We start from the raw sequence: 13,317 nt of genomic DNA, 5'->3' as shown, positions 1-13,317 counted from the left end.
TCTCGTTATGTGTAGGTGTTGGTTCAGAATCGGGTCAAGGACAGGCCGGCCCAAGTCGCGAGCAGCCCGCCCACCACGCTGATACCGGTATAGCCCAAAGCCAGGGGCATCTGCCCGCTTTCCATGAGGCGTACGGTATCGAGCGAAAAGGAGGAAAACGTGGTTAAGCCGCCCAGGAAGCCGACGATCAGGCCCGCGCGCAGCTCGACCGGCACCATGGGCTTGTGCAAAAACAGGCCATACAGCAGGCCGATCAACAAGCAGCCGATCAGATTGACGGCCAGCGTACCGAGATAGAAGTGCCGTGGCCAGTGGGCGACCACCCAGTTGGTGGTCGCAAAGCGCAGCAAAGTACCCGCGATACCGCCTGCACTGACGGCAGCGATCAGTGCAATCATGGTTTTCTCCGTTGCCGGGGGCTGCTGCGATCCAGCTCGGCCAGGTGCCGTAGCTTCTCGCCGATTTTCAGCTCCAGGCCGCGGGGCACGGGTTGGTAATACTGGCGAGGCTCGAGTTGGTCAGGGAAGTAGTCTTCACCTGCCGCGTAGGCATCGGGCTCGTCATGGGCATAGCGGTATTCGTCGCCGTAGCCCAATTGCTTCATCAACTTGGTCGGGGCGTTACGCAGGTGCAGCGGCACTTCCAGCGAACCATGCTCGGCCGCCTCGCGCAGGGCAGTCTTGAAGCCCATGTACACCGCATTGCTCTTTGGCGCACAGGCGATGTAGGTAATGGCCTGGGCCACGGCCAGCTCACCCTCGGGGCTGCCCAGGCGCTCTTGCACGTCCCACGCCGACAGGCACAGGCTCAGGGCACGAGGGTCGGCATTGCCGATGTCTTCGCTGGCCATGCGCACCACGCGGCGGGCGATGTACAGCGGGTCGCACCCCCCGTCGAGCATACGCGCGAACCAGTACAGCGCGGCATCGGGGTTGGAGCCACGCACCGATTTGTGCAACGCCGAGATCTGGTCATAGAACGCCTCGCCGCCCTTATCGAAGCGCCGACGGCTGTCACCGAGCAGGCTTTGCAGCAGCTCGACGCCAATTTCGCTGCCATCTTCAGCCAGGTCCGAGGCGTTTTCCAGAAAGTTGAGCATGCGCCGGCCATCGCCGTCGGCGGCCGCCATGAGCATCTTGAAGGCCTCGTCGCCCACCTGCAGGTTGTGCTTGCCCAGGCCGCGCTCTTCGCTCAAGGCTCGGTCGACGAGCTTGCGCAGCGCCGGCTCGTCCAGGCTCTTGAGCACATACACCCGCGCGCGGGAAAGCAACGCATTGTTCAGCTCGAAGGACGGGTTTTCGGTGGTGGCGCCAATGAAGATCAGCGTGCCGTCTTCCACGTAGGGCAAAAAGGCGTCCTGCTGCGACTTGTTGAAGCGGTGCACTTCGTCGACGAACAGGATGGTCCGGCGGCCATACTGGGCCGCCTGCTGCTTGGCCACCTCGACCGCCTGGCGGATCTCCTTGACCCCTGCCAGTACCGCCGAGACCGTTTCGAAGTGCGCATCACAGAACTGCGCCAGCAGCCGCGCCAGGGTGGTTTTGCCCACCCCGGGCGGCCCCCAGAAGATCATCGAGTGCAACGCCCCCTGCTCCAGCGCCTCGCGCAGCGGCTTGCCGCGCGCCAGCAGGTGCTCTTGGCCAACGTACTCGTCCAGGTTGGACGGGCGCAGGCGAGCAGCCAGGGGCTGGGCGACGGGTTCGCTTCGAAACAGGTCCATCACGGGCTCCGGTTACTCCTGGATGATATCCGCGCCTTTCGGGACATCGAACTTGAACTTGCTGTCAGGCACTGCCTGGTTGGCCTTCACCCCACTGAACAGGATGTTGGTCCGCTGGCCGACACTGTCAATCAGCTGCATGTCATTGATCAGGCCCTTGCGGAACGACACGCGCAGGGAGTCGAACAAGGTGTCCTTGGTTTTCGGCTTCAAGGTGAAATCCATGACTTCGCCCTGCTCCTTGGACGCGATGTCGAAGCTCTGGCTGATCTTCGACACGTCACCGGACAGCAGCAGCGCCGGGGTCTGGTTCAGGCGTACATCAAGCTTCTTGATGGTGGCCTGCTCAAGGTCCGGATCCCACAGGGTGACCATCTTGCCATCAGACACCACCACCTGCTCCTGCGGGGCATCGGTGTGCCAGTAGAACAGGCCCGGGCGCTTGACGGTCATCTGGCCCTTGGTCTCCTGCAGGCTGGTGCCGTCGGCACCCAGCGTCAGCTGAGAGAAATTGGCATCGATCGTCTGCGACTTTTCCAGCAACTGGGTCAGGCGCTTCACGTCCAACTCGCCGGCATGGGCCGACACAGAGCCCATGGCCAGGGCAGAAACCAACAGCATGCGAATCGCGCGCATGGAAATCCTCGTAGGACAGTAAATGAGCCAGGCGCCCAGCAGGCGCCCGGCAAGGTGTTCATCAATCGCGCGGGCCGCCTGGGGCTATCACTTCCCGCGAGCCGTTGCTGTTCATCGGGGTGACCACGCCGGCCATCTCCATTGCCTCGATCATGCGTGCGGCACGGTTGTAGCCGATCTTCAGCTTGCGCTGCACAGCCGAAATGGAGGCACGGCGGCTCTCGAGCACGAACTGCACGGCTTCATCATACAGTGCATCGCTTTCCGAATCGTCGCCGTCACCACCCCCGCCGCCACCTTCGAAGCCGCTGCCGGCCTCTTCGACGCCGTTGAGGATGTCATCGTTGTAGTCCGGCGCGCCACGCAGCTTCCAGGCTTCCACCACGCGGTGCACTTCGTCATCGGAAACGAACGCACCGTGCACGCGGATCGGCAGGCTGGTGCCGGGTGGCATGTACAGCATGTCACCGTGACCGAGCAACTGCTCGGCGCCACCCTGGTCGATGATGGTGCGGGAGTCGATCTTGCTCGACACCTGGAACGCCATGCGCGTCGGGATGTTGGCCTTGATCAGGCCGGTGATCACGTCAACCGACGGGCGCTGGGTGGCGAGGATCAGGTGAATACCGGCGGCCCGCGCTTTCTGAGCGATACGGGCGATCAGTTCTTCGACCTTCTTGCCGACGATCATCATCATGTCGGCGAATTCGTCGACCACCACCACGATGGTCGGCAGGGTCTTCAGCGCGGGTGGCTCGTCGTCCATGCTCTCGCGACGGTACAGCGGGTCGTGGATGACCTCGCCGGCCTCCTGAGCGTCCTTGATCTTGCGGTTGAAGCCGCCCAGGTTACGCACGCCCATCGCGGCCATCAGCTTGTAGCGCCGCTCCATCTCGGCGACGCTCCAGCGCAGCGCGTTGGCGGCGTCCTTCATGTCGGTGACCACCGGGCACAACAGGTGCGGGATGCCTTCGTAGATCGACAGTTCGAGCATCTTCGGGTCGATCATGATCAGCCGCGCGTCTTCCGGGCCGGACTTGAACAGAATCGACAAGATCATCGCGTTCACACCCACCGACTTACCAGAACCGGTAGTACCGGCCACCAGCAGGTGCGGCATCTTGGCCAGGTCGGTGATCACCGGTTTGCCACCGATGTCATGGCCCAAGGCCAATGCAACCGGCGACTTGGACTCGTCGAACTGCGGTGACGACAGCACTTCAGAGAAGCGCACCATCTGCCGGTTTTCGTTAGGGATCTCGATACCCACGGTGGTCTTGCCCGGGATTACCTCGACCACGCGCACGCTGGTCACCGCCAGCGAGCGCGCCAGGTCCTTGGCCAGGTTGGCGATACGGCTGACCTTGACCCCTGCCGCGGGCTGGATTTCGTAGCGGGTAATGACCGGGCCGGGGTGGATGGAGTCCACCGAGACTTCCACGCCGAATTCCTTGAGCTTGATTTCCAGCAACTGGCCAACACCGGCCAGGGATTCTGGCGAGTACTCGATCTTTTTCTGCTCGGCCGGATCGAGAATGGAGATCGACGGCAACGTGCCTTCCACAGCGCTGTCGACGAACAGCGGGGTCTGTTTTTCCTTCATCACCCGCTTGCTCGGCTCTGGCGCCCTGGCCGGGGCTGGCGGGATGATCACTGGCGCCGCAGGTTGCTCGCGGGGCACCACTGTCTCGCGCGCCACCACGGGTTCGCGTGGTGGGGCAGGCCGGGCGGGCGCCTCTTCGCGCTCGACGCTACGCTCACGCAGCTGAGGTTTGACCGGCTCGCGCTTCTGCGCAGCCGCTGGCGCGGTGTTGAAACTCGGCTCATCCACCTCACGCAACTGCGCTTCCAGGCGCTTGCGCTCGTTGCGGGCTTCCCACCAGCGGTTGGCGGCGCCTTGCACCAGCTCGAACAGGTCGAGGGTGATCTTGCCGGTAAGGTCCATCACTTTGAACCAGGACAGGTCGGTGAACACCGTCAGGCCAAACAGGAACAGGGCAATGAACATCAACGTGCTGCCCTGCACGTTCAGCAGGCTGCGCGCCAGTTCGCCCAGGCTTTCGCCGAGGGCACCGCCCGCGGAGAACGGAATGCTGGCCGGCGGGTGGAAATGGATATGCGCCAGGGCTGCGCCCGACAGCACCAGGAACACCAGCCCGATCAGGCGCCAGGAGAACAGCCAGCCGCTCCATTCCCAGGGTTGGTGGCGCTCGCGGAAGATCTGCCAGGTCTTGATCGCCAGCAGCAGCGGGAAGATGTAGGCGAAATAGCCCAGCACCATGAACAGGATGTCGGCGAAGTAGGCCCCTGCTCGCCCGGCGGCGTTTTGCACCTGGTCAATGTTGCTGGTGTGGCTGAAGCCAGGGTCGGAAGTGTCGTAGGTCAGCAGCGCCATCCACAGGTACAGGCACAGGGCGCCGACAGCGATCAACGCACCTTCCTTGAGACGATAGTGCAGCTGCTGCCGCCACATAGGCACTGGCAAGGGAGCTGGAGTTGCGGTGGATTTCTTCAAAACGCGTCTATTCCTGCGCGTGCTGCGCGTCCAATAGTGATCGGCCGGTGTCTGGCCAATGAACCACTACTTTTAACATTACTGCCCGCCAGCCGCCATGGCGGCGCGCCGCACATGGGCTTGAGGGGGCTGCTTTCACTTAGCTGCAATTTGAGCATGCATTTTCTTTTGTGACAAAGGCTTATGCTGTGTTTTTGCACAGGTGTGACAGCAAATGTCTCGGATGGTGCCTGAGGCCTCATGAATGTGTAGGAAAATGCCTAAAGGGCTGCCTTCGCTACGGCGAATGAACCGCAGTGATTGACCCTGCTTTTCAGCCACGCCATGCTGACCACTCCCCTCCCCCACCGCACGATAGACCATGCTTACCTGGCTGACCCGCGACTCGCTGACCTTTCCGCCCCTGGAAAAGGCCCTGCACGAACCCAACGGCTTGCTCGCCGCCGGCGGCGACCTGAGCCCCGAGCGCCTGGTGCAGGCCTATCGCCACGGCTGCTTCCCCTGGTACCAGGACGGCCAGCCGATCCTTTGGTGGTCACCCAACCCTCGCACCGTGCTGCTGCCAGACGAACTGCACGTCTCGCGCTCGCTGGCCAAGTTCATGCGCCAGGGCCACTACCAGGTCAGTTTCGACACCGACTTCGCCGGCGTGATCGCCGCCTGCGCCGCGCCACGTGACTACGCCGACGGTACATGGATCACCGACACCCTGCGCGCGGCCTACTGCGAGCTGCACCGGCTCGGCTACGCCCATTCGGTGGAGGTGCGCCAGGACGGTGAGCTGATCGGCGGCCTGTACGGCCTGGCCATGGGCCGCCTGTTCTTCGGCGAATCGATGTTCAGCCGCGCCGACAATGCCTCCAAGGTCGGCTTCGTGACCCTGGTCACACACCTGCGCCAGGCCGGTTTTGTGCTGATCGACTGCCAGATGCCGACCAACCACCTGCACAGCCTTGGCGCGCGCGCCATCAGCCGCGCCGACTTTGCCGACTACCTCGCGCGCTACCTCGACCAGCCCAACAGCGCCACCTGGGTTCCCTAGGCGAGTTCTCAGAGCTGGCTTACACTTAAGGCAAAGTCTCACCGAAGGGGTTGATCATGACAGAGTTGGCGCGGTTGAAGTTTTATGCCACTCAACCCCACTCCTGCAGCTACCTGCCCGAGGAGCAGGCAACCACGCTGTTTCTCGACCCCAGCCAGCCAATGGACGTGAACGTGTACGCCGACCTGTCGGAGATGGGTTTTCGGCGCAGTGGCGATCACCTGTACCGCCCCCATTGCCAAAACTGCAACGCCTGTGTGCCAGCACGCATTCCGGCGGCGCGCTTCATCCCCAACCGCCAGCAACGGCGCATTCTCAAGCGCAACGCCGACTTGACCGTGACCGCCGCACGCCCGGCGTTCAAGGAAGAGTATTTCGACCTGTACCGGCGCTACATCGAGACACGCCACGCCGACGGCGACATGTACCCGCCCAGCCGTGATCAGTTTTCCACCTTCCTGGTACGTGACCTGCCCTTCTGCTGGTTCTACGAGTTCCGCCTGGCAGGGCGCCTGCTGGCGGTGGCGGTATGCGACCTGCTGCCCAACGGCTTGTCGGCGGTCTACACCTTCTACGAGCCCGATGAAGAGCGCCGGAGCCTGGGCCGTTTCGCCATCCTCTGGCAGATCACCGAAGCCCTTCGGCAGAACCTGGAGGCGGTTTACCTCGGGTACTGGATCAAGAACTGCAAGAAGATGAACTACAAGACCCAGTATCGCCCCATCGAGCTGCTGATCAACCAGCGCTGGGTCACCCTCAACTGAAAGCATTGGCTTGAAATACTATTTTCCGGCATAATCCACGCCACTTTTTTGCCCGGTGCGGTTATGCGTCGGGCCAACACTGGACACCGAGGGCTCAACTGCATGTCGAAAGAAGACAGCTTCGAAATGGAAGGTACTGTCGTCGACACCCTGCCCAACACCATGTTCCGCGTGGAGTTGGAAAACGGGCACGTCGTAACCGCGCACATCTCCGGAAAGATGCGCAAGAACTACATCCGTATTCTCACTGGCGACAAGGTCCGCGTCGAACTGACACCTTACGACCTGAGCAAAGGCCGCATCACGTATCGTGCGCGCTAAGCCCAAGCCATGAAAAAGCCCGGCCAAGTGCCGGGCTTTTTTGTGCCTGCAAGAGTGGTTGGGCTGCTTTGCAGCGCATTCGCAGCGCAAGGCTGCTCCTATGTATGGACTCGCCCACACTGTCTAGCTGCTTTTGAACTTAGGAACCCGGTTGCATCTATGTATCAGGCCTATTCGAGGAAGCTTTTTGCTTCTGGCCAACATCGTGGTGAGCTCGCAGCGTGCCGTTTACATTGAGGCCATTCATCAGGCCTGTAGGAGCAGAGGCATCTGTCTGCGACGGTCTTACCAGGGGTCAATGTTCACTAGCAGGGGTTGGAGCGCTCGGCGCCCCGGTGGCATTGCTCGGTTGATCAGAGGCTCATAGCAGCCTCCGAGTTGCTGTTCGGTTTGCGCTGATATACCTGATCGCTCTGCAACAAGGCCCAGATAATGCGCAGATTTCGATTAGCCAGTCTGATCGCCGCCTCCTTGCGTCCAAGGCGGGATAGCCAGCGTAAAAGGCGGTGATCGTCTGGCTGATCGGAATCAGGCCTTAGCTGACTCAAGACAGCATGCGCCCCCTGGATCATCAGGCTGCGTATGTAGCCATCACCTCGCTTGCTCATCCTGCCCAGCCTGATTTTGTTTCCGCTGCTGTGCTGGTCGGGCACGATACCGAAGAAGGCGGCATACATTCGGCCACTGGCGAAGCGGCTAGGCTCGGTCTGTTTCGCCACGATCGCCGTGGCAATGATTGGGCCCACGCCACGAATGGTGATCAACCGCTGTGCGACCTTATCTTCCTGGGCTGTCGCTTCAAGCCGCCTACTCAGCGTCGCAATGCGTTCACCCAGAGAGAGCCAGTCAGTCAGCAGCTCATCGAGCAACTCGCGCAACAAGTCGGGCAGAGGTAAAGAGGCATCTTCAAGAGCCCGTGGCACATGCGAATTGATCGCCGCATCGCCTTGAGGCATGGAGACGCCATGCTCTAGCAGCAGGCCACGTATCTGATTACCCAGCGCTGTATGCCGCTTGATGTTGCCGCGCCGGACACGGTGCAGCGCTTGAATAGCCAGTGCTGTAGTGCTCTTGATCGGGATTGAGGCAATACTGGTATCGCGACCGGCACGCAAAATGGCATGGGCGTCGTTACGGTCATTCTTCGCGCCGCTGCGGTGTTCGGCAACGCGTTGCGCAGGCAGGATCCGAACCGGATTACCCTTGGCCTGCAGTAGTCTGGCCCAGGCTTGAGCACCAGGACCGCACTCCATTAAGACAGTCACCGTCACTGGCAGCTTGATTAGAAAATCATGGAAATTTTGACGGGATTTGATGCGATTTTCGTAGATCACCCGCCCGGTAGCATCCTCGCCTGCTAACTGGAAGACCTGTTTGGCCAGGTCTACGCAGAGGGTTGTGCAAAGCTCCACATCAGTGGAAGACAGGGGATCGTGCTTCGAACTATGCTTCTTCATGGTCTCGCCCTCGCTGCCGTTGGCTTCTTTGAACGCCACCGTGGCACTGTGATGCCTCGGCGGGGGCGAGTCCATCGATTACCTGGGAATGTGACACCCTGTAGGAGCAGCCTTGCGCTGCGAATGGGCCGCAAAGCGGCCCCCGCTATCACGCCACCTCAGCCGTGGTTTCGAAGTCGAACACCAACTCGCCATCGCGCAAGTCGACGTGCACCACGCCGCCATGCTCGGCCAGCTCACCGAACAGGATCTCTTCAGCCAGCGGCCGCTTGATCTTGTCCTGGATCAGCCGCGCCATCGGCCGTGCACCCATCTGCACGTCGTAGCCCGACGCCGCCAGCCAGCCTCGTGCGTCATCACTGACCTCCAACAGCACACGTTTATCTTCCAGCTGCGCCTGCAGTTCGATAAGGAACTTGTCGACGATACTCTTGATGGTTTCGTGGCTCAGGCGGCCAAACTGGATGATTGTGTCCAGGCGGTTGCGGAACTCCGGCGTGAAGCTCTTGCGAATGACTTCCATGGCATCGGACGCATGGTCCTGATGGGTAAACCCGATCGAAGCCCGCGCCGCAGTCTCAGCCCCGGCGTTGGTGGTCATGATCAGGATCACGTTACGGAAGTCCGCCTTGCGCCCGTTGTTGTCGGTCAGCGTGCCGTGGTCCATCACCTGCAGCAGCAAGTTGAAGACTTCAGGGTGCGCCTTCTCGATTTCGTCCAGCAACAACACGCAATGCGGCTGCTTGGTGATCGCCTCAGTCAACAGGCCACCCTGGTCGAACCCGACGTAGCCAGGCGGTGCACCGATCAAGCGCGAAACGGTATGCCGCTCCATGTACTCGGACATGTCGAAGCGCACCAGCTCCACACCCAGCGCCTTGGCCAACTGCCGCGCCGCTTCGGTCTTGCCGACACCGGTTGGCCCGGCGAACAGGAACGAACCCACCGGCTTGTCGGGCGCCTTGAGCCCCGCACGGGACAGCTTGATCGCCGTCGCCAGCGAGTCGATGGCCGCGTCCTGCCCGAACACGGTCAGCTTCAGGTCACGCTCAAGGTTGCGCAGCAGCTCCTTGTCGGAACTGGTGACATGCTTCGGCGGAATCCGCGCGATCTTGGCGACGATGTCTTCGACTTGTGGCACCTCGATACGCTTGACTCGGTTTGCCTCAGGCTGCAGGCGCTGGTAGGCACCCGCCTCGTCGATCACGTCGATGGCCTTGTCCGGCATGTGCCGGTCGTTGATGTAGCGCGAGGCCAGCTCTGCAGCGGCGCGCAGGGCTTCATCGCTGTACTCGATGTTGTGGTGGCTCTCGAACCGGCCCTTGAGCCCGCGCAGGATCCCCACGGTGTCTTCCACCGAAGGCTCGCTGACATCAACCTTCTGGAAACGCCGCGCCAGGGCACGGTCCTTCTCGAAGATGCCGCGGAATTCCTGGAAGGTAGTCGAACCGATGCAGCGAATGTCGCCAGACGACAGCAGCGGCTTGAGCAGGTTGGACGCATCCATGACCCCACCGGAAGCCGCACCGGCGCCGATGATGGTATGGATCTCGTCAATGAACAGGATCGCCTGCGGGCGTTTGCGCAGTTCGCCGAGCAGCGCCTTGAAACGCTTCTCGAAGTCGCCGCGGTACTTGGTACCGGCCAGCAGCGCACCCAGGTCGAGGGAATACACCACGCTCTGGGCCAGCAGGTCAGGTACCTGGCCGTCGACGATACGCTTGGCCAGGCCTTCGGCGATGGCCGTCTTGCCCACCCCGGCCTCACCGACCAGCAGCGGGTTGTTCTTGCGCCGGCGCGCCAGGATCTGCGCAACACGCTCGACTTCCTGCTCACGGCCCACCAGCGGGTCAATACGCCCGGCACGTGCCAGTTCGTTCAGGTTGCTGGCATAGGCGTCCAGTGGGTTGCTCGACGATGACGTTTCGCCACCGTCCTCGTCCTGCATCTCCTGGTCGCCTTCGGTGTTGGGGCCATGGCCCGGCACCTTGGAAATACCGTGAGCGATGTAGTTGACCACGTCGATACGGGCCACGCTCTGCTGCTTGAGCAGGAACACGGCCTGGCTTTCCTGTTCACTGAAGATCGCCACCAGCACATTGGCGCCGGTCACTTCGCGCTTGCCGGAGCTCTGCACATGGAACACGGCACGCTGCAGCACACGCTGGAAGCCCAGGGTCGGCTGGGTTTCGCGGTCTTCGTCGTTGACCGGAATCAGGGGTGTGGTGGAATCGATGAACTCTTGCAGGTCGTGCTTGAGTTTGTCGAGATTGGCGCCACAGGCGCGCAGAACGGTCGCAGCAGCCTCATTGTCAAGGAGTGCCAGCAACAGATGTTCGACGGTCATGAACTCATGACGCTTCGAACGAGCCTCCTTGAAGGCCAGATTGAGGGTGACTTCGAGCTCGCGGTTTAACATAGCTTCACCTCATACCCAAGTGGTCGGCGATTAACCGTCCTTCTCGATTTCACAGAGTAGCGGATGCTGGCTTTCCCTGGCGTATTGGTTGACCTGCATGGCCTTTGTTTCGGCGATGTCACGGGTAAACAATCCGCACACTGCCCGCCCCTCGGTATGGACGGTCAGCATGATCTTGGTCGCCAGCTCGCGGTTCAGACTGAAGAACGTCTCGAGCACTTCGACGACGAAATCCATTGGTGTGTAGTCATCGTTGAACAAAACCACCTTGTACATCGGTGGCGCCTGCAGGATCGGCTTGGCTTCCTGGACAGCAAGACCTGAGCCGTCGTCCTCATTCGATTGCGGGCGATCCTGATTGAATGTTAGTCGAATCTCACTAGGTGCATGCATGGAAAGAATTTCATCATGATCGACAGGTTAAAGTTGTGGGTTGAGCGCAAAGTCAGCCTCCGGCGCACGCGCCGCATGACCTTGACTATCGGCAAAACGGTGTTACAACCAATAAGAACCCACCGTGGTCGATAAAGATCCGCGCAGTCAACCAGATTTTTCGCATGGTTCGTATGCGGATGAAGTGGATGATACTCCAGTGATGGAGTCCTTTGCAGAGGGACATAGGGATGGCAAGCGGTAAAGTCAAGTGGTTCAACAATGCCAAGGGCTACGGATTCATCAACGAGGAAGGTAAATCCGATGACCTTTTCGCTCATTACTCGGCCATCCAGATGGACGGATACAAGACGCTGAAGGCTGGCCAGTCCGTGGAGTTCGACATCATCCAGGGCCCCAAAGGCCTGCACGCGGTCAACATAAAGGACGCCGCTGCCGCTAAGGACGCCGCTGCCGCTGCGGCTGCCAAGGCCCAAGGCCAGACTGCAAGCGAAACCGCCAGAGCCTGACCACTGCTCCGTGTGGGTATACGAAAAAACCGGTCGCCTCTTTAGCCAGGCGACCGGTTTTCTCTTGCCTCACATATGCTTGATCATCTCATCGCCAAAGCCCGAGCTGCCCACCAACGTCGCCCCGTCCATCAGGCGTTCGAAGTCATAGGTCACGGTCTTGGCGGCAATCGCGCCATTGGTGCCCTTGATGATCAGGTCGGCCGCCTCGGTCCAGCCCATGTGGCGCAGCATCATCTCTGCAGACAGAATCACTGACCCCGGGTTGACCTTGTCCTGCCCGGCGTACTTGGGCGCGGTGCCGTGGGTGGCCTCGAACATGGCCACGGTATCCGACAGGTTGGCACCCGGTGCAATGCCGATACCACCCACCTCTGCTGCCAGGGCGTCGGACAGGTAGTCACCGTTGAGGTTGAGGGTGGCGATCACGTCGTATTCAGCGGGGCGCAGCAGGATCTGCTGGAGCATGGCGTCGGCGATGGCATCCTTGACGATGACCTCACGCCCGGTCTTGGGGTTTTTGAACTTCATCCAGGGGCCGCCGTCGAGCAGCTCGGCAGCAAACTCGTCACGGGCCACCTCGTAGCCCCAATCCTTGAAGGCCCCTTCGGTGAACTTCATGATGTTGCCCTTGTGCACCAGGGTCAGCGACTCGCGGTCGTTGTCCACCACGTATTGCAGGGCCTTGCGCACCAGGCGCTTGGTGCCCTCGCGGGAAACGGGTTTGACGCCGATACCGCAGTCCTGGTCGAAACGGATCTTAGTGACGCCCATTTCCTCCTTGAGGAACTTGATCACCTTGTTCGCCTCGGGCGAGCCGGCTTTCCATTCGATGCCGGCGTAGATGTCTTCGGAGTTCTCGCGGAAGATCACCATGTCGACATCGCCCGGTTTTTTCACCGGGCTCGGTACGCCCTGGAACCACACCACCGGGCGCAGGCACACGTACAGGTCAAGCTGCTGGCGCAACGCCACGTTCAGCGAGCGGATACCGCCCCCGACCGGCGTGGTCAGCGGGCCCTTGATCGACACCACGTACTCGCGCACCGCATCGAGGGTTTCCTGCGGCAGCCAGGTGTCTTGGTCGTAGACCTGGGTGGCCTTCTCACCCGCGTACACCTCCATCCAGGCAATCTTGCGCTTGCCGCCGTAGGCCTTCTGCACGGCGGCGTCCACGACCTTGATCATCACCGGCGAGACATCGACGCCAATCCCATCGCCTTCGATATAAGGAATGATGGGGTTATCGGGCACATTGAGCGAATGGTCTGCATTGACGGTGATCTTGGTGCCGTCGGTCGGAACCTTGATTTTCTGGTATCCCATGCTTGCACTACTCCGCTTTCGGGTGTGATTGGACATCCTGCAATCCAATGAGCCTAAACCACATCTGCTGACCTGCAAGGGCTGCGACATCGCGCCACATTGCCCCTACGTCTTTGGTCTTATAAATGGCGCCGATGTCACTTGGCCTTGCTGATTAGCCCAAAGGGTTTGATATACTCCGCCGCGACCGAAGGGTCATTGGGGCGATCCCTAGG

Annotated in this window: 12 protein-coding genes; 4 read left to right on the top strand and 8 right to left on the bottom strand. The window is 61.0% G+C overall.

The window, feature by feature from the left end; genetic code table 11:
* Positions 1-23: 23 nt before the first annotated feature.
* From crcB to HU764_RS07560, 4 genes are all read right to left on the bottom strand, one after another.
* A complete protein-coding gene (crcB, locus tag HU764_RS07575; protein ID WP_085273002.1) occupies positions 24-398 on the bottom strand; it encodes a fluoride efflux transporter CrcB in 375 nt (124 codons plus the stop codon).
* Complete coding sequence (locus tag HU764_RS07570) at positions 395-1,720, bottom strand: replication-associated recombination protein A (RefSeq protein WP_085273001.1); 1,326 nt, start codon at positions 1,718-1,720, stop codon at positions 395-397. The genes crcB and HU764_RS07570 overlap by 4 nt, the downstream gene beginning before the upstream one ends.
* A 12-nt stretch (positions 1,721-1,732) precedes the next feature.
* The gene (gene lolA / locus HU764_RS07565; RefSeq protein WP_027592731.1) at positions 1,733-2,356 is read right to left on the bottom strand and encodes an outer membrane lipoprotein periplasmic chaperone LolA; all 624 of its coding nucleotides are present in this window, start codon (positions 2,354-2,356) and stop codon (positions 1,733-1,735) included.
* 61 nt (positions 2,357-2,417) lie between these two features.
* Positions 2,418-4,871, bottom strand: a complete 2,454-nt coding sequence (locus HU764_RS07560; RefSeq protein ID WP_420876185.1) for a DNA translocase FtsK — start codon at positions 4,869-4,871, stop codon at positions 2,418-2,420.
* A 361-nt stretch (positions 4,872-5,232) separates the two neighbouring features.
* On the opposite strand from HU764_RS07560, the gene aat reads away from it, so the two are divergent.
* From aat to infA, 3 genes are all read left to right on the top strand, one after another.
* A complete protein-coding gene (gene aat / locus HU764_RS07555; protein ID WP_186681201.1) occupies positions 5,233-5,913 on the top strand; it encodes a leucyl/phenylalanyl-tRNA--protein transferase in 681 nt (226 codons plus the stop codon).
* A gap of 56 nt (positions 5,914-5,969) precedes the next feature.
* A complete protein-coding gene (locus HU764_RS07550; RefSeq protein WP_027592734.1) occupies positions 5,970-6,677 on the top strand; it encodes an arginyltransferase in 708 nt (235 codons plus the stop codon).
* A gap of 102 nt (positions 6,678-6,779) precedes the next feature.
* Entirely contained in the window at positions 6,780-6,998 is a 219-nt protein-coding gene (infA, locus tag HU764_RS07545) for a translation initiation factor IF-1 (RefSeq protein ID WP_002553999.1), read from the top strand.
* Between the two features lie 353 nt (positions 6,999-7,351).
* Here the strand turns inward: infA and HU764_RS07540 are convergent, their stop codons facing one another.
* The 3 genes from HU764_RS07540 to clpS form a co-directional block, all read right to left on the bottom strand.
* Complete coding sequence (locus HU764_RS07540) at positions 7,352-8,410, bottom strand: IS110 family RNA-guided transposase (protein WP_186683367.1); 1,059 nt, start codon at positions 8,408-8,410, stop codon at positions 7,352-7,354.
* 193 nt (positions 8,411-8,603) lie between these two features.
* Entirely contained in the window at positions 8,604-10,874 is a 2,271-nt protein-coding gene (clpA, locus tag HU764_RS07535; protein ID WP_186681204.1) for an ATP-dependent Clp protease ATP-binding subunit ClpA, read from the bottom strand.
* 30 nt (positions 10,875-10,904) lie between these two features.
* Positions 10,905-11,267 (bottom strand): ATP-dependent Clp protease adapter ClpS, encoded by a 363-nt coding sequence (gene clpS / locus HU764_RS07530; RefSeq protein ID WP_003251220.1) that lies wholly within the window; start codon positions 11,265-11,267, stop codon positions 10,905-10,907.
* 230 nt (positions 11,268-11,497) lie between these two features.
* Between clpS and cspD the strand changes: the two genes are divergently transcribed.
* Positions 11,498-11,776, top strand: coding sequence for a cold shock domain-containing protein CspD (gene cspD / locus HU764_RS07525; protein ID WP_186703742.1), 279 nt, complete (start codon positions 11,498-11,500; stop codon positions 11,774-11,776).
* A gap of 69 nt (positions 11,777-11,845) precedes the next feature.
* Here cspD and icd read toward each other — a convergent pair whose 3' ends face one another.
* Positions 11,846-13,102 carry an NADP-dependent isocitrate dehydrogenase gene (gene icd, locus HU764_RS07520; RefSeq protein ID WP_186703741.1) on the bottom strand — a complete coding sequence of 419 codons (1,257 nt, stop codon included), beginning with the start codon at positions 13,100-13,102 and terminating at the stop codon, positions 11,846-11,848.
* Positions 13,103-13,317 lie beyond the last annotated feature (215 nt).

The sequence above is a fragment of the Pseudomonas kermanshahensis genome (assembly GCF_014269205.2).
In the GTDB taxonomy this organism is placed as follows: domain Bacteria; phylum Pseudomonadota; class Gammaproteobacteria; order Pseudomonadales; family Pseudomonadaceae; genus Aquipseudomonas; species Aquipseudomonas kermanshahensis.
The sequence above is the reverse complement of the archived record's forward strand: the minus strand, read 5'-3'. Positions and strand labels throughout refer to the sequence as shown.

What these genes read in the sequence shown, in the direction of transcription:
- HU764_RS07570 (WP_085273001.1), bottom strand. Translation starts at nt 1,720, where the DNA reads ATGGACCTGTTTCGAAGCGAACCCGTCGCCCAGCCCCTGGCTGCTCGC.
- aat (WP_186681201.1), top strand. Translation starts at nt 5,233, where the DNA reads ATGCTTACCTGGCTGACCCGCGACTCGCTGACCTTTCCGCCCCTGGAA.
- icd (WP_186703741.1), bottom strand. Translation starts at nt 13,102, where the DNA reads ATGGGATACCAGAAAATCAAGGTTCCGACCGACGGCACCAAGATCACC.
- lolA (WP_027592731.1), bottom strand. Translation starts at nt 2,356, where the DNA reads ATGCGCGCGATTCGCATGCTGTTGGTTTCTGCCCTGGCCATGGGCTCT.
- crcB (WP_085273002.1), bottom strand. Translation starts at nt 398, where the DNA reads ATGATTGCACTGATCGCTGCCGTCAGTGCAGGCGGTATCGCGGGTACT.
- infA (WP_002553999.1), top strand. Translation starts at nt 6,780, where the DNA reads ATGTCGAAAGAAGACAGCTTCGAAATGGAAGGTACTGTCGTCGACACC.
- clpA (WP_186681204.1), bottom strand. Translation starts at nt 10,874, where the DNA reads ATGTTAAACCGCGAGCTCGAAGTCACCCTCAATCTGGCCTTCAAGGAG.
- HU764_RS07550 (WP_027592734.1), top strand. Translation starts at nt 5,970, where the DNA reads ATGACAGAGTTGGCGCGGTTGAAGTTTTATGCCACTCAACCCCACTCC.
- cspD (WP_186703742.1), top strand. Translation starts at nt 11,498, where the DNA reads ATGGCAAGCGGTAAAGTCAAGTGGTTCAACAATGCCAAGGGCTACGGA.
- clpS (WP_003251220.1), bottom strand. Translation starts at nt 11,267, where the DNA reads ATGCATGCACCTAGTGAGATTCGACTAACATTCAATCAGGATCGCCCG.